The 21,763-nt window shown below is 68.8% G+C and carries 15 protein-coding genes; 10 read left to right on the top strand and 5 right to left on the bottom strand.

Features of this window, described 5'->3' with window-relative positions; translation table 11 throughout:
• The first annotated feature begins 172 nt into the window (after positions 1-172).
• Positions 173-1,090 carry a CheR family methyltransferase gene (locus SNE35_RS12910; protein ID WP_320423832.1) on the top strand — a complete coding sequence of 306 codons (918 nt, stop codon included), beginning with the start codon at positions 173-175 and terminating at the stop codon, positions 1,088-1,090.
• Positions 1,075-2,262, top strand: a complete 1,188-nt coding sequence (locus SNE35_RS12905) for a hybrid sensor histidine kinase/response regulator (protein WP_320423323.1) — start codon at positions 1,075-1,077, stop codon at positions 2,260-2,262. Before SNE35_RS12910 ends, SNE35_RS12905 begins: the two co-directional genes overlap by 16 nt.
• Before the next feature lie 13 nt (positions 2,263-2,275).
• Here SNE35_RS12905 and SNE35_RS12900 read toward each other — a convergent pair whose 3' ends face one another.
• The 4 genes from SNE35_RS12900 to SNE35_RS12885 all read right to left on the bottom strand — a co-directional run bounded on the left by SNE35_RS12900 (position 2,276) and on the right by SNE35_RS12885 (position 6,897).
• On the bottom strand, positions 2,276-2,683 hold the full coding sequence (locus tag SNE35_RS12900; protein WP_320423322.1) for a cupin domain-containing protein: 408 nt from the start codon (positions 2,681-2,683) through the stop codon (positions 2,276-2,278).
• A gap of 80 nt (positions 2,684-2,763) precedes the next feature.
• Positions 2,764-4,209, bottom strand: coding sequence for a CHASE3 domain-containing protein (locus tag SNE35_RS12895; RefSeq protein WP_320423321.1), 1,446 nt, complete (start codon positions 4,207-4,209; stop codon positions 2,764-2,766).
• Positions 4,210-4,216: 7 nt separating this feature from the next.
• Complete coding sequence (locus tag SNE35_RS12890; protein WP_320423320.1) at positions 4,217-4,633, bottom strand: response regulator; 417 nt, start codon at positions 4,631-4,633, stop codon at positions 4,217-4,219.
• A gap of 128 nt (positions 4,634-4,761) precedes the next feature.
• Positions 4,762-6,897, bottom strand: coding sequence for an AsmA family protein (locus tag SNE35_RS12885; protein WP_320423319.1), 2,136 nt, complete (start codon positions 6,895-6,897; stop codon positions 4,762-4,764).
• Positions 6,898-7,086: 189 nt separating this feature from the next.
• Here SNE35_RS12885 and SNE35_RS12880 point away from each other — a divergent pair, with 189 nt between their 5' ends.
• From SNE35_RS12880 to SNE35_RS12865, 4 genes are all read left to right on the top strand, one after another.
• Positions 7,087-7,659 (top strand): outer membrane beta-barrel protein, encoded by a 573-nt coding sequence (locus SNE35_RS12880; RefSeq protein ID WP_320423318.1) that lies wholly within the window; start codon positions 7,087-7,089, stop codon positions 7,657-7,659.
• 2 nt (positions 7,660-7,661) lie between these two features.
• Positions 7,662-7,814, top strand: a complete 153-nt coding sequence (locus SNE35_RS12875; protein ID WP_320423317.1) for a hypothetical protein — start codon at positions 7,662-7,664, stop codon at positions 7,812-7,814.
• Positions 7,815-7,941: 127 nt separating this feature from the next.
• Complete coding sequence (locus tag SNE35_RS12870) at positions 7,942-11,403, top strand: response regulator (RefSeq protein WP_320423316.1); 3,462 nt, start codon at positions 7,942-7,944, stop codon at positions 11,401-11,403.
• Positions 11,404-11,488: 85 nt separating this feature from the next.
• A complete protein-coding gene (locus tag SNE35_RS12865) occupies positions 11,489-11,866 on the top strand; it encodes a DUF4148 domain-containing protein (protein ID WP_320423315.1) in 378 nt (125 codons plus the stop codon).
• Between the two features lie 180 nt (positions 11,867-12,046).
• Here SNE35_RS12865 and SNE35_RS12860 read toward each other — a convergent pair whose 3' ends face one another.
• Positions 12,047-12,412, bottom strand: coding sequence for a response regulator (locus tag SNE35_RS12860; protein WP_320423314.1), 366 nt, complete (start codon positions 12,410-12,412; stop codon positions 12,047-12,049).
• Between the two features lie 182 nt (positions 12,413-12,594).
• Here SNE35_RS12860 and SNE35_RS12855 point away from each other — a divergent pair, with 182 nt between their 5' ends.
• The 4 genes from SNE35_RS12855 to SNE35_RS12840 all read left to right on the top strand — a co-directional run bounded on the left by SNE35_RS12855 (position 12,595) and on the right by SNE35_RS12840 (position 21,716).
• The gene (locus tag SNE35_RS12855) at positions 12,595-18,366 is read left to right on the top strand and encodes a HAMP domain-containing protein (RefSeq protein WP_320423313.1); all 5,772 of its coding nucleotides are present in this window, start codon (positions 12,595-12,597) and stop codon (positions 18,364-18,366) included.
• Positions 18,357-20,537 carry a hybrid sensor histidine kinase/response regulator gene (locus SNE35_RS12850; RefSeq protein ID WP_320423312.1) on the top strand — a complete coding sequence of 727 codons (2,181 nt, stop codon included), beginning with the start codon at positions 18,357-18,359 and terminating at the stop codon, positions 20,535-20,537. The genes SNE35_RS12855 and SNE35_RS12850 overlap by 10 nt, the downstream gene beginning before the upstream one ends.
• 71 nt (positions 20,538-20,608) lie before the next feature.
• Positions 20,609-21,292, top strand: a complete 684-nt coding sequence (locus tag SNE35_RS12845) for a hypothetical protein (protein ID WP_320423311.1) — start codon at positions 20,609-20,611, stop codon at positions 21,290-21,292.
• Between the two features lie 16 nt (positions 21,293-21,308).
• Positions 21,309-21,716 (top strand): VOC family protein, encoded by a 408-nt coding sequence (locus SNE35_RS12840; protein ID WP_320423310.1) that lies wholly within the window; start codon positions 21,309-21,311, stop codon positions 21,714-21,716.
• Positions 21,717-21,763 lie beyond the last annotated feature (47 nt).

Here is a 21,763-nt window from a genome sequence, read left to right as displayed (position 1 = left end):
CTCCCTTTCGATGGCTGCGATCATCCGTCGAGGCGCGGCCCGCACACAGCGGTTCGCGCCGCGCCCATTTGTAGGCGTCGGCCTACACGGGACGTCGCAATCCCTTGGCAGAATCATCGGCGCCCCCCACACCACGATGAGCCGCAGCACGCCCGCCCCGATGATCGACACGATGCCCTCCGCTGCGACGGAACCCGCCGACACGGACGCCGAGATCCTGGCCGACGTGGAGATCCGCGTGCTGATGGAAGCGATCTACCTGCGCTACCAGCACGACTTCCGCGCCTACGCGCCGGGGCTGCTGCGCCGGCGCATGGTGCAGGCGATGGCGCAGATGGGCTACCGCCGCATGGCCGACCTGCAGCACGCGCTGCTGCGCGAGCCCGCGGTGTTCGGGCGGCTGCTGCAGTACCTGACCGTGCAGGTCAGCGAGATGTTCCGCGACCCCGCCTACTTCCGCGCGCTGCGCGAGGAGGTGCTGCCGCAGCTCTCCACCTGGCCCTCGCTGAAGGTCTGGGTGGCCGGCTGCAGCCATGGCGAGGAGGTCTGGTCGATGGCCATCCTGCTGCACGAGGCCGGCCTGCTCGACCGCACGATCATCTACGCCACCGACATCAACCCCCAGGCGCTGCAGCGCGCCGAGGACGGCGTGTTCCCGCGCGACCGCGCCGCGCTGTTCAGCCGCAACTATCTCGCCTCGGGCGGGAAGGGCTCGCTGTCCGACTACTACACCTGCGCGTACGACGCGATCGCGTTCGACCGCTCGCTGCGCCGCCAGATCACCTTCGCCGACCACAGCCTCGCCACCGATGCGGTGTTCTCCGAGGTGCACCTGGTGTCCTGCCGCAACGTGCTGATCTACTTCACGCCGGCGCTGCAGGACCGCAGCATCGGCCTGTTCCGGGATGCACTGGTGCGTGGCGGCTTCCTGGGACTGGGCAGCCGCGAGACATTGCAGTTCAGCGCGCATGCCGGGGCCTTCGAGCCCCTGCACGCGCAGGCCGACGTGAAGCTGTACCGGCGCCTGCCGGACGCCATGGTCGCAAGCACAAGCCGGAGGAGGACGTCGTCATCATGGACCAGACAATGAGCCGCGCCAATGAAGCGCCGGCTTTCGCATCGCCGAACACGCCGAACACATCCGAAGGCGGCCGAGCCGGCTCGGACGAGCGCCTGAGCATCCTCGTCGTCGACGACAACCCGCAGAGCCTGCTCGCGATGGAGGCGGCGCTGGCCGAATCCGGCCTGCGCGTGCTGGCCGCCGATTCGGGCCAGGCGGCGCTGGAGTTGCTGCTGGAGCATGACGACATCGCCCTGGCGCTGCTGGACGTGCAGATGCCGGTGATGGACGGCTACTCGCTGGCCGAGCTGATGCGCGGCAGCGAACGCACGCGCCACGTGCCGATCATCTTTTTGACCGCCGGCGCACGCGAGGCCCAGCGCGTGTTCCGCGGCTACGAGGCGGGCGCGGTGGACTTCCTCTACAAGCCGGTCGACCCGCGCGTGCTGGACAGCAAGATCCGCGTCTTCGTCGACCTGCACCGCCAGCGCGCGTTGCTCGCCGCCCGCGTGGCCGAGCACGAGCGCCTGGCGCGCACGAACGCGCTGATGCTGGCGGCCCTGTCGCACGACATCCGCGAGCCGCTGACCGTGCTGATGCTGAACGCCGAGATGATGGTCCGCCGCAGCGAGGTGCCGAGCCTGCAGAAGGCGGCCGAGCGCATGAAGGCCGCCACGACGATGCTGGGCCGCCAGGTGGAGCACCTGGTCAACCTCGGGCGCATGCCGGAAACCGAGGTGTCGCCGGTGCTCGCGCGCGGGGATCTTGCGCGCCTGGTGGAGCAGCGGCTGCAGATCGGCGCCAACCAGGCGCTGATGTGGTCGCCCTCCCGGTTCGACAGCGAGGGCGATACCGTCGGCGACTTCGACGCGCGCCTGATCGCCGAGGCGGTGGACCACCTGCTGCTGCAGGCTGCCACCCACGCCCGTGACGCTCAAATAACGATCCACCTGGACGGCACCGCGCGCCGCGCGATGCGCCTGAGCCTGGACTTCGACCGGGTGCTCAGCGAAGCGGCGGCGCGCTACCTGTTCGGCGCCGGCAAGCCGATCGAAGGCATGTCCGCCTCGCAGGTCGGCGCCGGCCTGCAAGGCCCGCAGGACATCGCCCGCGCCCACGGCGGCTCGCTGATCGGCAGTTCCCGCCAGGGGCACGGCACCCGTTTTGAAATGATGCTGCCCCGGGGCTGGTCGGACCTGTAGTCCCCGCTGGGCACTACGGCGCCGGTGTCGCCAGCGGCTTGCCCTTCTCCAGCACGTACACGCCCACCAGCTTCACCGGCGCACTGCCGGGGTTGTGGGCCTCGTGCACGGTACCGGCCGGAACCACGAAGGATTCGCCGGCCTTGACGATGCGGGGCGGCTGCCCGTCGACGATCAGTTCGACCTCGCCCTCGGCGACGTAGCTGATCTCGTCGCCCGGGTGCGTGTGGCGCGCGGCGCGGGCGCCGGCGGCGATCTCCACGCGGGCGACGATGGCCTCGCGGCCCGGCACCGAGACGTCGGCGCGGCCGACGATGGTCCGGGTCAGCCCGTTGGCCTGGGCGTGGACCGCCCCGGCGGCGAGCAGCAGGGCGGATGCGAGCGCGAGGCGCGTGAGACCGGTGTGCAGCTTCGTGTTCATCGGAGCGTCCCTTCGTGAATGGGACGCCTCTTGTACGCCGAACGCCGCCGGGCGGGGAGGCGGGCTTGCCCAGGGGCCGTTCAGGCCACCGTGCCGGGCTGTGTCATCCCTGCGGCCGGATCGCCCGCGGCATCCGCTTCCTCGGGCACCTCGCTCGTGGCGGGGGGCACGTGGCTCGGGAACACGGCCTCGACCGTCGTGCCCAGTCCCGGCGCCGAGCGCACGCGCAGCTCGCCCTGCTCGGCCTCGACGCGGAAGCGCATGCCCAGCAGGCCGTGGGTCGCCCGGCCGACCTGGGCGACGTCGAAGCCGCGGCCGTTGTCGGTCACGCGTATCAGCACTTCGTCCGTGCCCTCGGGCCGCAGCAGGACCTTGACCTCGGTGGCCTGGGCGTACTTGGCGATGTTGGTCAGCGATTCCTGCACCAGGCGGAACACGCTCAGCTGGCCGCTCTGCGACAGGCTCACCGGCGTCAGCTCGGAGGCGACGTCCAGGCCCAGCTGCTTGGCCATGTCGCGGCACAGGATCTCCAGCGCCGGCACCAGGCCCAGCTGGTCCAGCGTGGAGGGGCGCAGGTCTTCGATGATGCGGCGCTTCAATGCGATGCCGGCGTTCAGCGTCTCGACCAGGTGGGCCACGCGCGGCTGCACATCGGGCAGGTGCTGCAGCTTCGGGCGCATGCGGGCCACGTCGAGCTTGGCGGCCGTCAGCAGCGCGCCGAGTTCGTCGTGCAGGTCGCGGGCCAGGCGCGCGCGTTCGTCCTCGCGGGCGGTCTGCAGGTGGCGGGCCAGCTCGGTCAGCTCGGCCGTGCGGCGCAGCACCTCGCGTTCCAGCCGTTCCCGTTCGGCCTGCAGCATTTCCTGCTGCAGCTCGCGCTGGCGTTCCAGCTGGCGGCCCTGGCGCAGGAACATGGTGACGACCAGCAGGCTGATCGCCGTCATCGCCGCCACGCCCACGCGGTTCAGCAGCAGCGTGTCGAACACATTGGCGGTGGCCGCGGCGATCAACCGGTTCTCGTTGGCGAGCAGCGCCTCGGCGCTGGTGCGGATCGCCTCCATGTGGTTGCGGCCGATGTCCGTCATCAGCAGTTCCTGCGCGCCCTCGACCTTGCCTTCGTCGTACAGACGCAACTCTTCCTTCAGCTCGCTGAGCTTCGTCTGCGCGGATTCGGCGATCTTGGCGCGCAGCGCCTCGGACTCCTTGTGACCCAGCTTCGCGTACAGCACGCGCAGCGACTCCAGCCCCTCGACGGTGTCCACCGCCGCGAAGCGGTAGGGCTCCAGATACTCGGGCCGGCCGGTCAGCAGGTAGCCGCGCTGGCCGGCCTCGGCATCGGTGACGCGGCTGATCACTGCGATCAGCTTCATCTTGGCCTGGTTCATCTCGACCAGGGTGTTCAGCTGCGAGTCGGCGCCGTAGTAGGCCGATTCGCTGATGGCCAGCATCAGCCCGGCCACCACGATCGCCAGCGGCAGCGCGAAGGCGCTGCGCTGCAGTTTGAGAGTCAGTCCCGCAAGTTTCACCATGCCTCGCTCAACGTTGGTCCGGCACGGTTTCGCAGTAGGCCAGCAGTTCTTCCAGCTCGGCCGACTTGTCGAACACGCGGTCCGCGCCGAGCATCATGCAACGCCGCCGCATCTCGGTCGTGGCGTAGTTCGTCAGCACGACGAGCTTGAGCTCCGGGCGCAGCGCCTTAGCGCGCGCCAGCACTTCCAGGCCGGTGCCGGTCTTCAGGAAGATGTCGATGATCATCAGGTCGCAGGCGCTGTCGGGATGTTGCAGCCAGCGCAGCGCCGCATGCTCGTCCTCGGCCACGCCGACGACCTGCATGCCCAGCATCTCCTCGAAAGTGGCGATCAGGTTCTCGCGAATGACGGGGCTGTCTTCGACGAGAAAACAGCTGAGGCCGGGGCGGGCTGCGGACACGTGATCGATGGAATGCGGGTTCATGGTCGTGGTCGCGGCCATCATAGGATCGCCGCGGGCTCCCGGCCACACGCTGGGTGCGGAGGCTTGTTTCATGCGATTGTCACCAGGGAGCTGCCCATGGTCGTGTACGTCAAACACCTGGGTCCTTGTCAGCGCTGTCCTACAGCGGCGGTTGAGTTGCGGGCCTCGGCTTCGTAGCGCGCCAGGCCCGCGCGGCATTGCTCGGCATCGACCTGGGCGGTCTTGTCGCCCAGGTCGATCAGCGGCAGCAGCGCGGCCAGCGGGGTGACCACGGCGCCGAGCGCCACGGCCGGCACCAGGCGCTTGGCCATCGGCCCTTTCTGCAGCGAGATGTCGGGCTTGCCGAAGGTACCGTTCACGTCCACCGGCGTGCGCAGCGCCAGCGGGCTGATGTCTTTGGGCGCCACGTGCAGCACCAGGCCCAGGCGCTCGGTCGCCAGCGACAGGCCGCCTTCCACGCGCAGCGCCGAGTCCGGCGTGTCGACGACGAAGTACTGCGGCCGGATCATGCCGTCGGTGGCGCGCATGTCGGCAATGGCGCAGGTGACGGGCAGGGCGTCGTCACCCTTCACCCAGATGCCCAGCGCCTGCGCGATGTCGATGCCGGCGCCCTCGACCAGCAGGTGCGAGACCGTGCCCTTGTTCCAGAACAGCTGGGCGCGGCCGTTGGCCGAAGCGAGGAACTGCGCCGTCGAGCGGCCGCGGCCCTCGATGTCGAGCTTGGCGCCGATACGGCCGGTGGCGTAGGGCGCGGCGTTGGTACCGCTGCCCTTGCGCAGCAGCAGCCACTGCTCCAGCAGCATGCCGCGCAGGCCCAGCTGCGCGCGCCACACGGCGGCGGCCTCGCGTCCGTCGATGGTGACGCGGCCGGTGATCAGGCCTTGTGCCAGGCGGGCGTCGATGTCGTCCAAGGTCAGCACGCCGTCCCGCAGGATCAGGTGGGTGCGCAGCGGCTGGATGGACTGCAGCTGTGCGTTGCCGGAGTCGAGCCGGGCGATGTCCATCCGCACGTCGGCATTCATCGCGCGCAGCGAGGGCAGGTCGAAGGCACGATCCGGCAGCACCCGCCCCGGGCCCGCGGTGCGCGCGGGCGTGGTCGTGGCAGCGACGCGCACCGCCCGCGCCGGGCCCATGCCCTGGCGCGGCGCCTCGGCAGCCTGCGTGGCGGCGCCCGAGGTGCCGATCGCCGGACCCAGGTCGGCCAGCCACAGCTCGGGGCTGCGCAACTCGCCGCTGAGCTTGGGCACGGCGGCCGAGCGGTCGAAGACGAAGTCGCCATTCATCGAACTCTTGCCGATGGTGGCCTGACGCACGTGCGTCTTCCAGCGCGGGCCTTCGCGCACCAGGCTGCCGTTCATCGCGAAGGGCGGCGTGGTCGGCAGGGTGATGCCCAGCGGCTGGCCCACGGCCGCCAGCGAGGGGCCGCGCAGCGAGTAGTCGCCGCTCAGGCCCTGGCTGGCCAGCAGGTCGCGCACCTGGCCCTTGAAGTCCAGCCCGGCTTGGCCGGACTCGAGCTTGAAGACCACGTCCACCGCCGGGGCCTTCGGGTCCGAGGACAGCCAGGGCAGGGTGGAGCCGCTGCGCAGGCTGGCCTTCAGCGGCGCGTTGCGAAAGCGCCCCTCGGCGTCGGCGCGGATGCCGATGTCTTCCTTGCTGCCGTCCGGCGCCATGCCGTCCAGCACCGCGAAGTTCGCGACCATCGACAGGGCGCTCAAGCGATCGTCGACGATGGCCATGCCCTTCTTGACGCGCAGGCTCTCGAACTCGACGGCGCTGCGCTCGGAGGGCTCGCGCGTCGGGCCGAATTGCCAGCTCGCGCGGCCGTCAGCCAGGCGCTGCGCGCGCAGGGACAGGTCTTGCGCTTCGAGTGAGGCGATCTTCAGCGGCTCGCCGCGGCGGTAGGCAAACACGTCGCGGTAGCGCAGCGCGAGCTTGACCTCGCTGGCGACCAGCGTCGCACCGACGGTGCCCCAATCGGGACCGCCAACCTCCAGATGGCCCAGGTTCAGGCGGATGCCACCCAGCAGATGCAGCTGCCAGCGGGTGCCGCTGCCAGCAAAGCTCACTTCGCGCTGCAGGCGTTCGCTGGCCCAGTTCTCGGCCGGGCGGCGCAGCATCGGCCAGCCCTGCCATTCACAGACGGCGGCGGCGCCGATCACGGCGAGCAGGAACAGACCGGTGCTGATCAGGGCCGTGTGGCGCCGACGGGGCAGCTTGTGGGGCGGCTGATGTGGCGGCTGATGTGGCGGTTCAGCGGCGCTCATGGTGCGGTCGTGGGCGGAATACACATGCAGCCATGCTCCCCCGCCCGGCCGCCGAAGGCCATCGGCCCAGGGCCACTCTGCCTGTGGGGAGCGTCCTACGCTGGGTACACAAAGTGAAACCTTGGATGCACCGCTTGCGGGCATAGGGCTTGCCGCCGCAGGAAGAGTTCATCTTCTTGAGGTACTGATATGAAACACCGATCGTTCGCCGCACTGGCATTCATCACACTGGCCGCAGCCGCCACATCCGCCGCCCAGGCCGAGCCCTGGTCGCTGAGCGGCGGCTACATGGGCCTGAACGTCGGCAAGCCCAGCTACAAGACCGATTGCGGCACCGGCTTCAGCTGCGACAACCCCAACGTCTCGTTCAACCTCTACGGCGGCGCGATGTTCAACCCCTACCTGGGTGCGGAGCTGGGCTACCTGAACATGGGCGAGGCCGATCGCGGCGGCGGCCATACAAGGGCCCAGGGCATCAACCTGAGCCTGGTCGGCCGCGTGCCCTTCGGCGACAGCCGCTTCGGCGCCTTCGCCAAGGGCGGCGCGACCTATGGCCGCACGCGCGTGGACGCGCAGACCACCTCGGGCATTGCCACCGGCCATGAGACCGGCTGGGGTGGCTCCTATGGCGCGGGCGTGGACTACGCACTGAACCCGACCTCCAGCGTCGTGCTCGAGTGGCAGCACCACGACTTCCGCTTCCCGGGCGGTAGCCGCGACGGCGTCGCTTCGACGAGCATCGGCTTCGTCAAGAGGTTCTGACCATGGCAAAAGATCAGAAGCCGAAGCCACCGGCACCCAGCAAGCCGGCCCAGCCGGCCTCGCCCGCGGACGACCCGCCGATCGCGCCGCCCGAGGGCGGCCGCCGCAGCGATCTCGACGGCAAGTTCGAGGCGGACCACCGGCCGTCGCGCTGATTCGCCGGGTTCGTCAGACTAGTTCGTCCGCCTATCGCCCTTTCGTCAGCCGTACAAGCCCTGCCGGGCCGCATGATGCCGCCGACATAAACTTTTATCTCGACGGCAGATTCAGGTAAAGGCAGCAATGCAGCAGACGGAACAACTGGGAATCGGGCATGACTCGACAGGCGGCGACTCGAAACTGCCGGAGCGTCAGCGCGGTCTCGCGAGCTTCCTGCCACTGAGTCTGCTGGCGAGTTTCGGCATCGCGGTGGTGGCCGTGCTTGCGATCGGCGTGTTCTCGCTCTCATCGCAGAGGGACCGCACCGCGGCGGCCGATGCGCTCGTCCACACGCAGGAGGTGATCGAGCAGGCCGGCACCACCTTGTCGCTGCTCAAGGATGCGGAAACCGGTCAGCGCGGCTTCGTGCTGACCGGCACCGAGACCTACCTGCAGCCCTTCACGAACGCCAAGACTTCGATGGACGGCGCGCTCCGCTCGCTGCAGGCCTTGACCGCCGACAACCCGCGCCAGCAGCGCCGCATCTCGCAACTGGGCCAGCTCTGGGTGGAGAAGCTCAACGAACTGGAGCAGACGATCACGCTGAAGCGGCAGGGCAAGGAAGCGGCCGTGCTGGAGCTGGTGCGCAGCGACCGCGGCCGCGTGCTGATGGACCGGATCCGCAGTCTCGTCACCGAGATCACCCGCGAGGAGCAGGATCTCGCAACTGACCGCCGCCTCGCCTGGGATCGCACCGCAGAAGCCTCGCTGGCGGTGACGCTGATCGGCTCGGCCCTGCTGCTGGTGCTGATTGCCGCGGCTGCTGTGATGACCTCGCGCAACTACCGGGCGCGCGAGCAGGAGGCCTGGCTGCGCGCCGTGCACGCAGGCATGGGCGAGACCCTGCAGGGCGATCGCAGCGTGGCCAGCCTCGCGGACAAGGCGCTCTCCTATCTGGCGCAGCGGTTGGATGCACAGGCCGGCGCGCTCTACATGGCGCAGGGCACGGAGCAGGGCAACAGCGGCTTCGAAAGAGTCGCCGGCTATGCACTGCCGGCCGGGCGGCTGACGCAGGTGGCCGCCGGCGAGGGCCTGGTGGGCCAGGCGGCACGCGATGGGCGGCCGCTGCATGTGCGCGAGGTGCCGGCCGGCTACTGGGTCGTCGGCTCCGGCCTGGGCGAGGCGGCGCCGACGGAGCTGCTGCTGCTGCCGGTGACCGTCGACGGCATCGTCCAGTGCGTGCTGGAACTCGGCTTCTTCCGCCGCACCTTGCCGGTTGAGCTGCAGGCGCTTGGGCGCGTGTCGGAGTCGCTCGGCATGGCGCTGCGCGCGGCGATCGACCGCAGCCGCCTGGAAGAGCTGCTGGAGGAGACGCGCCGCCAGGCCGAGGAGCTGCAGCACCAACAGGAGGAGCTGCAGTCCAGCAACGAGGAGCTCGAGGAGCAGAGCCGCGCGCTGCGCGAATCGCAGCTGCGCCTGGAGGCCCAGCATGCGGAGCTGGAGCAGACCAATGTCCAGCTGGAAGAACAGTCGCAGCGGCTGGAGACGCAGCGCGAGGACCTGGCGCGGGCGCAGGTGGCGCTAACCGAGAAGGCCGAGCAGCTGGAGCGGACCAGCCAGTACAAGAGCGAGTTCCTGGCGAACATGAGCCACGAGCTGCGCACGCCGCTGAACTCGACCCTGATCCTGGCCAAGCTGCTGGCCGACAACCGCGGCGGCAACCTGAGCGAGGAGCAGGTGCGCTTCGCGCGCACCATCTCGGCCGCCGGCAACGATCTGCTGGCCCTGGTCAACGACATCCTGGATATCTCGAAGATCGAGGCCGGCAAGCTGGACATCAGCATCGAGGACGTGCCGCTGCAGCGCGTTGCGCAGTCGATCGAGACCGGCTTCGCGCCGATGGCCCGCCAGCGCGGGCTGGCCTTCTCGGTCGAGTGCGCGCCGGACCTGCCGGCCAGCCTCGACACCGACGAGGCGCGCCTGGGCCAGATCCTGAAGAACCTGATCTCGAACGCGCTGAAGTTCACCGAGGCCGGCAGCGTGACCTTGAAGATCGATGCCATCGAGGGCGGCCGCCAGCTGCGCTTCGCGGTGCGCGACACCGGCATCGGCATCGCCGAGGCGCAGCAGCAGATGATCTTCGAGGCCTTCCGCCAGGCCGACGGCAGCACGCACCGCAAGTACGGCGGCACGGGCCTGGGCCTGTCGATCTCGCGCACCTTGGCGCAGCTGCTCGGTGGCGACATCGCGCTGCGCAGCAACCTGGGCGAGGGCAGCACGTTCACCCTGACCTTGCCCGCCCGCCAGGATGCACATGAGCCGGCGCCGATGCCGCAGCAGTCGCTGCCGCTGCATCATCATCATCCTGCTGCTGTCGTGCCGCCCGTTGCCGCGCTGGAGGACGACCGCGAGCAGCTCGCGCTGCAGCCCGACCCGCGCACCATCCTCGTCATCGAGGACGACCCGCACTTCGCCGCCGTACTGCGCGACCTGGTGCGCGAGATGGGCTTCCCCGTCGTGCTGGCCGACCGTGCCCTCGACGGCCTGCGCGCCGCCGAGCAGTACCGACCCAGCGCGATCGTGCTGGACATGAAGCTGCCCGACATGTCGGGCTTCGGCGTGCTGGAGCAGCTCAAGCGCACGCCCACGCTGCGCCACATTCCTGTCCATGTGATCTCGGTCAGCGACTACTCGCAGGAAGTGCTGGAGATGGGCGCCGTGGGCTACGGACTGAAGCCGGTCAAGCGCGACGAGCTGGAGCAGGCGCTGAACCGCCTGCAGGCCAAGGTGGCGCAGGGCCTGCGGCGCGTGCTGGTGGTCGAGGACGACATGCGCCAGCGCGAGGCCATCGAGCAGCTGCTGGGCAGCGACGAGGTGCAGATCGTCGGCGTCAGCACCGCCGAGGAGGCGCTGGGGGCGCTGAAGGCCGGCACCTTCGATTGCATGGTGATGGACCTGCACCTGCCCGACGTCAGCGGCTTCGAGCTGCTGGAGCGGATGGCCGGGCAGGAGGACCTCGCGTTCCCGCCGGTCATCGTTTACACCGGCCGGGCGCTGAGCCGGGCAGAGGAGGACGCGCTGCGCCGTTTCTCCAAGAGCATCATCGTCAAGGGCGCGCGCTCGCCGGAGCGGCTGCTGGACGAGGTGACGCTGTTCCTGCACCAGGTGGAATCCAAGCTGCCGCCGGAGCGCCAGCGCATGCTGGTGGTGGCGCGCGAGCGCGAGGCGCTGCTGGAGGGCCGGCGCGTGCTGATCGTCGAGGACGACGTGCGCAACATCTTCGCGCTGTCGGCCGCGCTGGAGCCCAAGGGCATGAAGATCGAGATCGCCCGCAACGGCCGCGAAGCGCTGGAAGTGCTGGCGCGCCAGCCCATCGACATGGTGCTGATGGACGTGATGATGCCGGAGATGGACGGCATCGCCGCGACACGCGAGATCCGCAAGCAGCCGCAGTTCCAGCGCCTGCCGGTGATCGCGCTGACCGCCAAGGCGATGAAGGACGACCACGAACGCTGCCTCGCCGCCGGCGCCAACGACTACATTGCCAAGCCGCTGGACGTGGGCAAGCTCTTGTCGCTGATGCGTGTGTGGATGCAGCGGGCGTAACGGCAAGTCTCAGCGGCGTCCGTGGGCATGGGCATTGCCGAACTGCAGCACCGGGTTTGTCCCGCTTTGCAGTAAAGGAAGTCCCATGAAACGACTGATCAAACACGGTGCCCTCGTCCTGTGCGCCGCGCTGGCCTGCGGGGCCGCGCAGGCCCAGGGCCAGGCGACGACCAGCGCCAGTTCGTACGAGGATGCCGGCCCATCGCTGACGCGCGCCCAGGTCCTCGAGGAGCTGGAGATCGCCAAGACGAACGGCCTGTTCGCGGCGCTGAACAGCGAGGATTCCTCGGAGGTCACCCGCTGGCAGCAGAACATGACGAGCGAGCCCGCCAAGACCCGTGCCGAGGTCAAGGACGAGTTGCGCCAGGCCCAGGCCAGCGGCGAGCTGAGGCTCTACAACAGCGAGGACCCGGCCGACCAGTTGCGGCTGGATACCCGGCGGCCGACACTGATCGCCGGCTGATCGCCATTCGTTCGCTGGAGGCCTTGTAGGACAACGCGCCACGGCCTTGTCAGACGGTGGCGCAACCTTCGTGGGTGACACCTTCGGTGCGGGAAAGCCGCGCTACGCTGCCGCATCCCCCAGCGAACGGATTCCATGGCTTCCCAGCATCGCGTCATCAGCGCCGCAGGATCGGCGTCGTCAGGCCGTGACGGGCGGCAGCACCTTGCGCAGCAGGTCGGGATCGAAGGGCTTGCGGATGTAGTGGTCGAAGCGCGAGAAGGTGTCCGAGACGCGGTCGCCCGGATCGCCCCAGCCGGTCACGGCGATCAGCACGACCTCGTCGCCGTAGAGCTCGCGCAGCCGGTCGGACAGTTCGCAGCCCCCCATGCCGGGCATGTTGATGTCCAGCAGCACGCAGTGCGGCCGGTACGCCTCGATCACCTCCAGCGCCTGCGTGCCATTGCTGGCGGTCTTGACCGAGTAGCCATCCAGTTCCAGCGAGAGGGCCAGCGTCTCCGCCATGTCGGCGACGTCGTCGACCACGACCACGCGCACCTCATCCATGGAGGCCTCCGTTGAATGCCATGCCCGTGCTTCCGGTCCGTTCCATGTTTCTCCCTGCATGCCCGCTATCAATGTGCAGCCAAAGCCGGCCCTGTGCAAGCCGTCGATATAACGAGTTACCTGGCCGCAATCTTCGCTGAAATTACAAAGCAACCGGGAAACCGGTAGAGGGACATATCACCATGAAGGTCATCGACGAGGTCCTGGAATCCGTTGAGTCCATTGAGTCCGCCAAGCCGACCGAGCAGCTGGGCACCTTGCTGGTCGCGCTGAACGGCCTGCGGCGCGGCGACGCCAGCGTGCGCATGCCGCTGCACTGGAACGGCGTGGCCGGCAAGGTGGCGGACGTGTTCAACGACGTCGTCGAGCAGAACGCCGCGATGGCCGAGGAGCTCTCGCGGCTGCGCCAGGTGGTCGGCAAGCAGGGGCAGCTGAAGCAGCGCGCCTCGCTGAGCGAGCAGCGCGGCTTCTGGGGCCAGAGCATCGAGTGCATCAATGCGCTGATCGACGACCTGGTGCACCCGACCTCCGAGGTGGCCCGCGTGATCGGCGCGGTGGCCCAGGGCGACCTGACCAAGTCGATGGCGCTGGAGGTGGAAAACCGGCCGCTGGAAGGCGAGTTCCTCAGCACCGCCAAGACGATCAACAAGATGGTGGAGCAGCTCGGCAATTTCTCGGCCGAGGTGACGCGGGTGGCGCGCGAGGTGGGCACCGAGGGCAAGCTCGGTGGCCAGGCCAAGGTGAAGGGCGTGGCCGGTACCTGGAAGGACCTGACCGACTCGGTCAACTCGATGGCCGGCAACCTGACCGACCAGGTGCGCAACATTGCCGACGTGACGACGGCCGTGGCGCAGGGCGACCTCTCCAAGAAGATCGACGTGGACGTCAAGGGCGAGTTCCTGACCCTGAAGAACACAATCAACACGATGGTGGACCAGCTGCGCTCCTTCGCGTCGGAGGTGACGCGGGTGGCGCGCGAGGTGGGCACCGAGGGCTCGCTGGGCGGACAGGCGCGGGTGGAAGGCGTGTCCGGCACCTGGAAGGATTTGACCGATTCCGTCAACTCGATGGCCGGCAACCTCACCGCGCAGGTGCGCAATATCGCGGACGTGACCAAGGCGGTGGCGGCCGGCGACCTGTCCAAGAAGATCACCGTGGACGTGAAGGGCGAGATCTCCGAGCTGAAGAACACGATCAACACGATGGTGGACCAGCTGCGCTCCTTCGCCGCCGAAGTGACGCGGGTTGCCCGTGAAGTGGGTACCGAAGGCAAGTTGGGCGGCCAGGCCGATGTGCAGGGTGTGGCCGGTACCTGGAAGGACCTGACCGAGTCGGTCAACTTCATGGCCGGCAATCTGACGAGCCAGGTGCGGAACATCGCCGAAGTGACCACGGCCGTGGCCGCGGGTGACCTGTCCAAGAAGATCACCGTGGACGTGAAGGGCGAGATCTCGGAGCTGAAGAACACGATCAACACGATGGTGGACCAGTTGCGATCGTTCGCCGCGGAAGTGACCCGCGTGGCGCGCGAGGTGGGCACCGAAGGCAAGCTGGGTGGCCAGGCCGACGTGCAGGGCGTGGCTGGCACCTGGAAGGACCTGACCGACTCGGTCAACTCGATGGCCTCGAACCTGACGAGCCAGGTGCGCAATATCGCCGACGTGACCAAGGCGGTGGCCGCCGGTGACCTGTCCAAGAAGATCACGGTGGACGTGAAGGGCGAGATCCTGGAGCTGAAGGCCACCATCAACACGATGGTGGACCAGCTCTCGTCCTTCGCCGCCGAAGTGACCCGCGTCGCGCGCGAGGTGGGTACCGAAGGGCGGCTCGGCGGCCAGGCGGAAGTGGGCGGCGTCTCGGGCACCTGGAAGGACCTGACCGACTCGGTCAACTCGATGGCCGGCAACCTGACGAGTCAGGTGCGCAATATCGCGGACGTGACCAAGGCCGTGGCCGCCGGCGACCTGTCCAAGAAGATCACCGTGGACGTGAAGGGCGAGATCCTGGAGCTGAAAGCCACGATCAACACGATGGTGGACCAGCTCCGATCGTTCGCCGCGGAAGTGACCCGTGTGGCGCGCGAGGTGGGCACCGAAGGCAAGCTCGGCGGCCAGGCCGACGTGCAGGGCGTGGCCGGTACCTGGAAGGACCTGACCGAGTCGGTCAACTTCATGGCCGGCAACCTGACGAGCCAGGTGCGCAACATCGCCGAGGTGACGACGGCCGTGGCGGCGGGCGACCTCTCCAAGAAGATCACCGTGGACGTGAAGGGCGAGATCTCCGAGCTGAAGAACACGATCAACACGATGGTGGACCAGCTTCGATCGTTCGCCGCGGAAGTGACCCGTGTGGCGCGCGAGGTGGGCACCGAAGGCAAGCTGGGCGGCCAAGCCGACGTGCAGGGCGTGGCCGGTACCTGGAAGGACCTGACCGAATCGGTCAACTTCATGGCCGGCAACCTGACGAGCCAGGTGCGCAACATCGCGGACGTGACCAAGGCGGTGGCGGCCGGTGACCTGTCCAAGAAGATCACGGTGGACGTCAAGGGCGAGATCCTGGAGCTGAAGACTACGATCAACACGATGGTGGACCAGCTCTCGTCCTTCGCCGCGGAAGTGACGCGCGTCGCGCGCGAGGTGGGCACCGAAGGCAAGCTGGGCGGCCAGGCCGACGTGCAGGGCGTGTCGGGCACCTGGAAGGACCTGACCGACAACGTGAACTTCATGGCCGGTAATCTCACGAGCCAGGTGCGCGGCATCGCCAAGGTGGTGACCGCGGTGGCGGGCGGCGACCTGAAGCAGAAGCTGATGGTGGACGCCAAGGGCGAGATCGCCGAACTGGCCGACACGATCAACTCGATGACCGACACGCTGGCCATCTTCGCGGATCAGGTGACGACGGTGGCGCGCGAGGTGGGCGTCGAAGGCAAGCTGGGTGGCCAGGCCAAGGTGCCGGGCGCCTCGGGCACTTGGAAGGGCCTGACCGAGAACGTCAACGAACTCGCGGCCAACCTGACGACGCAGGTGCGCGCGATCGCCGAGGTGGCCACCGCCGTGACCCAGGGCGACCTGACGCGCTCGATCACGGTGGAGACGCAGGGCGAGGTGGCGTCCTTGAAGGACACCATCAACGAGATGATCCGCAACCTGAAGGACACCACGCAGAAGAACACCGAGCAGGACTGGCTGAAGACCAACCTCGCCAAGTTCAGTCGCATGCTGCAGGGCCAGAAGGACCTGGTGACGGTGGGCCAGCTGATCCTGTCGGAACTGGCGCCGGTGGTCGGCGCGCAGCAGGCCGAGTTCTACGTGCTGCGCACGGCCGGAGAGGCGCCCAAGCTGCGCCTGTTCGCCAGCTACGCCTCCGGCGGCCAGAGCACGCACGGCAAGGAGGTGGACCTGGGCCAGGGCCTGGTCGGCCAGTGCGCGCTGGACAAGGAGAAGCTGCTGCTGTCCAACATCCCGAACGCGGCCTTCCGCATCGCCTCGGGCCTCTCGGACAGCGCGGCGATGGACGTGCTGGTGCTGCCCATCGTGTTCGAAGGCCAGGTGCGCGGCGTGCTGGAACTGGCCTCGCTGGACCGCTTCAACCCGGCGCACCAGGCCTTCCTGGACCAGTTGACCGAGTCCATCGGCATCGTGATTAACACGATCGAGGCGAACATGCGCACGGAGGATCTGCTGGCCCAGTCGCAGTCTCTCGCGCAGGAGCTGCAGAACCGGCAGCAGGAACTCCAGCAGACCAATGAGGAACTGCAGGAGAAGGCACGCCTGCTGGCCCACCAGAACCAGGAGGTGGAGCGCAAGAACACCGAGGTGGAGCAGGCCCGCCAGGCGTTGGAGGAGAAGGCCGAGCAGCTCGCGCTGACCTCCAAGTACAAGAGCGAGTTCCTCGCCAACATGAGCCACGAGCTGCGCACGCCGCTGAACTCGCTCTTGATCCTGTCCGACCAGCTCTGCAAGAACCCGCAGGGCAACCTGGTGCCCAAGCAGGTGGAGTTCGCGAAGACCATCCACGCCTCCGGCAACGACCTGCTGATGCTGATCAACGACATCCTGGACCTGTCCAAGATCGAGTCGGGCACGGTGGCGGTGGATGTATCCGAGCTGCGGCTGGACGATGTGCAGCGCTCGGTGGAGCGCGGCTTCCGCCACTTCGCCGAGAGCAAGCACGTGGACTTCCTCGTCGAGTCGCGCCAGCCGCTGCCCAAGAGCATGGTCACCGACGTCAAGCGCCTGCAGCAGATCATCAAGAACCTGCTGTCCAACGCCTTCAAGTTCACGCACCAGGGCCACGTCAGCTTCAGCATCGGCCTGGCGGACGGCGGCTGGAGCCCCGACAACGACGAGCTGAACCACGCCGCGCAGGTGCTCGCCTTCTCGGTGGCGGACACCGGCATCGGCATCTCTTCGGACAAGCAGCAGATCATCTTCGAGGCCTTCCAGCAGGCCGACGGCTCGACTTCGCGCAAGTACGGTGGCACCGGCCTGGGCCTGGCGATCAGCCGGGAGCTGGCGCGGCTGCTGGGCGGCGAGATCCGCCTCGTCAGCGCGCCGGGCCGCGGCTCCACCTTCACGCTGTACCTGCCGCAGGCCTACAACCCTTCGCGCATCGGCCGCCATGCGCGCCCGCAGGATGCCGTCGAGGCGCGGGCGCCGCGCAAGCATGTCGAACCGCTCGTGCCTGTGGCGCCGGCCTTCCGGCCCGAGCCGCCGATCGAGATCGACAGCAACAGCGACAGCCCCGTGTTCGCCAACGTGGCCGACGACGACCGCGACGAGATCGCCACCGGCGACCGCGTGCTGCTGATCGTCGAGAACGACCTGGCCTTCGCCCGCGTGCTGCTGGAGGCCGCGCGCCAGGCCGGCATGAAGGGCCTGGTGGCCACCACCGGTGCCGGCGCGCTGACGATGACGCGCGAGTACCACCCCTCGCTGATGACCCTGGACATCTTCCTGCCCGACATGCAGGGCTGGCGCATCCTCGACCGGCTGAAGACGGACGCGCAGACGCGGCACATCCCCGTCTGCGTCGTCTCCACCGACGAATCGCGCGAGCGCGCGTTGCAGGCCGGTGCGATCGGCTTCCTGGCCAAGCCGCTGCAGTCCAAGGACGCGGTGGACCAGGCGATCGCCGATCTCGGCAAGTACCTGGACCGCAGCGCCAAGCGCGTACTGGTGGCGCTGCCGGACAGCGCGCTGCGCCAGGACTTCCTGGCCGCGCTGGACGCGGAGATCGAGCCCATCGTCGTCGAGCAGGCCGCCGCCGCGCGGCAGGCGCTGGAGAGCGTGGACGCCGTCGTCGCCGACGAGAGCCTGCAGCTGATCGGCCCCGAGGACGTGCTCGACGCGCTGGAGCATCGCCGCAGCACCTGCCAACTGCCGGTGGTGCTGTTCGCGCCCAACGAGGCGGCGCCCATCGGCCCCTGGCAGCGCACGATGCGCGCCTTCTCCGCGCACCGCGCCGAGACCTTGGACCGGCTGATCGCTCAGGTGGCCGTCTCGCTGCACCGCAACCCGGCCACAATGAGCGACCGCGAGCGCCACGTCGTCGAGGCCAACCACGGCGCGCACCGCGCGCTGGAGGGCAAGAAGGCGCTGATCGTCGACGACGACGTGCGCAACATCTTCGCGCTCGCCACCGTGCTGGACGACCAGGGCATGGTCATCGTCAGCGCCGACAACGGCCGCGAGGCGATCCGCCTGGTGCAGAGTGATCCGTCGATCGACATCGTGCTGATGGACATCATGATGCCGGAAATGGACGGCATCACGACGATGCAGGAGATCCGCAAATTGCCGCGCGGCCGCGAGCTGCCGATGGTGGCGGTGACGGCCAAGGCGATGAAGGGCGACCGCCAGAAATGCATCGAGGCCGGCGCCTGGGACTACCTGGCCAAGCCGGTCGACCCGACCAACCTGCTGGCGGTGCTGCGGGGCTGGCTGTGCCGCTGACGACGGGTTTTGGCGATCTGCCGGAGGACGGTGCGGACGTCGGCCGCGCCAACGTCCTGATCGTCGACGACCTGCCGGAGAAGCTGCTGGTCATCGAGACCATCCTCGAGGAGCTGGGCCAGAACCTGGTGATCGCCCGCTCCGGTACCGAGGCGCTGAAGGAGGTGCTGAAGCAGGAGTTCGCGGTGATCCTGCTGGACGTCAACATGCCCGGCATGGACGGCCTGGAGACCGCGCGCCTGCTGCGCACCTACCGCCGCTCGGCCCACACGCCGATCATCTTCATCACCGCCTATGCCGATGAACTGCAGACCACGCAGGGCTACGAGCTGGGCGCGGTGGACTACATCCTCTCGCCGGTCGTCGCCGAGGTGCTGCGCAGCAAGGTGCGCGTGTTCGTGGAGCTCTACATCTCGCAGCGGCGGCTGAAGCTGCAGGCGCTGGAGCGCATCGCGCTGGCCACCGCCGAGGCGGCCCAGCGCGCGGCGGAGGAGAGCACCCGCCGCTCGAACTTCCTCGCCCACGCCAGCCGCGTGCTGACCAGTTCGCTGGACGCCGACGTAGCAATGCAGCGGCTGCTGGAGCTGGTCGTGCCGGGCATGACCTCGCAGGCCTGGCTGGCGATGCTGGGCGATGCGCAGTCGCCCGGCCGGCTGCTGGGCTGCAGCGCCGTCGACGGCGTGCCCAGCTTCGCCGAGGCCGGGCTGGACCAGTTGCCGCAGCCGCTGCACGACGCGCTCCTGATGCTGGACGAATCGCCGGCGCGCTTCGGCATCGGCGGCTTCGTCGTGCTGCCCATCGTCAGCGCCGCCGCGGGCCGTGGCGCCCGGCCGCTCGGCGCGCTGCTGGTGGAAGACGGCGCCGCGCGCCTGGACGGTGCCTTGCTGGAGGAGCTGGTGGACCGCGCGGGTCTGGCCTTCGAGAACGCGCGCCTGTATCGCAACCTGCAGATCGAGATCGTCGAGCGCCGCCAGGCGCAGCAGCAGCTGCAGGACGCCAACCAGCGCAAGGACGAATTCCTGGCGATGCTGTCGCACGAGCTGCGCAACCCGCTGGCGCCGATCCGCAACGCCGTCGAGGTGATCCGCCGCCTCACGCCCGGCGCCGACAAGCGCATCGCCTGGGCCACCGACGTGACCGAGCGCCAGGTGCGGCAGCTGACCCGCCTCGTCGAGGAGCTGCTGGACGTCGCCCGCATCAGCCAGGGCAAGATCGTGCTGCGCACCGCGCCGCTGGACCTGTGCGCCGTCGTCGCCCACGGCGTGGAGACGGTGCGCGAGTTGATCGACAAGCGCGGCCACACCTTGCGGCTGAGCTTGCCGCACGAACCGGTCTCGCTGCAGGGCGATTTCGCGCGGCTGGCCCAGGTGGTGGCCAACCTGCTGAACAACGCCGCCAAGTACACCGAGGACGGCGGCGAGATCGAGGTGGCGCTGGAAGTGCAGGGCACGCGCGCGCAGATCCGCGTGCGCGACAACGGCCTGGGCATCGATGCCGAGCTGCTGCCCTATGTGTTCGAGCTGTTCGAGCAGGGCAAGCGCTCGTTGGACCGCAGCCAGGGCGGCCTCGGCGTCGGCCTGACCCTGGTGCAGCGGCTGGTCCACCTGCATGGCGGCGAGGTCGTCGCGCTGAGCGGCGGCATGGGCCTGGGTTCCGAGTTCATCGTGACGCTGCCCGGCGTCACGATGGGCACGACGGGCAGTGCGTCGCCGGATGCCGACGGTGCCGTGGCCGGCACGGTCTCGCGCAGCGGCTGCCGCGTGCTGGTCGTCGACGACAACCCGGACATCACCCACACGATCGCCGCCTACCTGGAGCTGAACGGCTACGAGGTGCAGAGCGCCGCCGACGGCATGGAGGCGATCGCGCTGGCGGCGAGCTTCGCGCCCGACGTCGTACTGCTGGACATCGGCCTGCCGCTGATGGACGGCTATCAGGTGGCGCGCCAGCTCTATGCGCTGCCGCAGACGGCGCGGTCCTTCCTGGTCGCGCTGACCGGCTACGGCCAGTCCGAGGATCGGCGCCGCGCGCAGGAGGCCGGCTTCGGCGCCCACATCGTCAAGCCGGCCGATCCGCAGGCGCTGATGCGGCTGATCGAGGACTGGCTGGCGACCCGTCGCTCAGGGGGGCCGAACGGGTTGACACCGAGCGTCAAGGAAGCCACTGTGTAGGCGGACACCGCAGCGTTTTTCGAGTTCGGTGCCGACACCGTCGAGCTTCCAGGATGCATAGCATCGATCCCATGGAACAGACCACGCGCTCACACAGGCAAGCCGCCTCCGGCGACGGCAGGACGATGGTCTGTGGTCTGGCCCTGCTGCTGATGGCGGCAGCAGCTCCGCAAGCCCTGGCCCAGACCTCGATGGGCGAGCGGATCCAGCTCAACGGCACCGCAGCGCGCAACACACCGTCGAGCAGCCTGCGCGTCACCCAGAGCATGGTCGAGCCGCTGGCCACCGCCGGCCCGCTCGCGCCGCAGGACCCGCTGCGCGCGGACCGTACGAACAGCGCCCGCCAGACCATGCTGTGGGCCGAACATGCCCGCAGCGGCCTCGGAGTGGGTATCGGTGTCGAGCAGCGTCAGGCCTATGGCCCGGCCGCCGCCGGACTGAGCGGCAGCGGCAGCCAGCCGCAGATGGAGGGCGGCGTGCTCGTCGGCGCATCGCTCGCCACCGGCCCGCGTTCCCACCTGATCGTGCAGACGCCGCTGCAGTCCTCGTCGGCGAACCCGCGCAGCCAACTGGCCGATGACCCGCAGTTCTCGCAGGATCAGCAGCGCCAGGTGCGCGTCGGTCTGGTCTTCAACAGCAAGAAGCCGCTGGCCGACTTCAAGAAGGGCTTCCAGATGGAGCTGAGCGGCCAGAGCACCTTGGCCGTCAAGCCGCGCGGCGGCAAGATCGGCGTGGCCTTCCAGCGGGTCTGGTGAGCGTTAAGCTCCCCGCATGTTCTCGCACATCTTCATCGGCATCTCCGACTTCGACCGCGCACTGCGCTTCTACCGACCGGTGCTCGAAGAGGGCCTCGGCCTCAAGCTGCGCTTCATCGAGACCGACCGTCCCTGGGCGGGCTGGCAGTCCGAGGGCGTCGCCCGCCCGCTGCTCCTGATCGGCTCGCCCTACGACGGCGCCGCCCATTCACCCGGCAACGGCCAGATGACGGCCCTGCTGGCCGAGAGCCGCGCCGCCGTGGATCGAAGTTATGAACTGGCGCTGGCCCACGGCGGCCGCAACGACGGCGCGCCGGGCCTTCGGCCCGAGTACCACGAGCACTACTACGGCGCCTACTTCCGCGATCCGGACGGGAACAAGCTTTGTGTGGCCTGCCATGCCGAGCGGACCATGGGCGACTGACTTCGCCTCGTCACCTCGGCGCTGCATCGTGAGGCCCTTTCAACAGG

This window comes from Roseateles agri, from assembly GCF_034043675.1.
Taxonomy (GTDB): Bacteria; Pseudomonadota; Gammaproteobacteria; order Burkholderiales; family Burkholderiaceae_C; genus KK5.
Note: the sequence above shows the minus strand (reverse complement) of the source record. Positions and strands in the feature narration are given on the sequence as shown.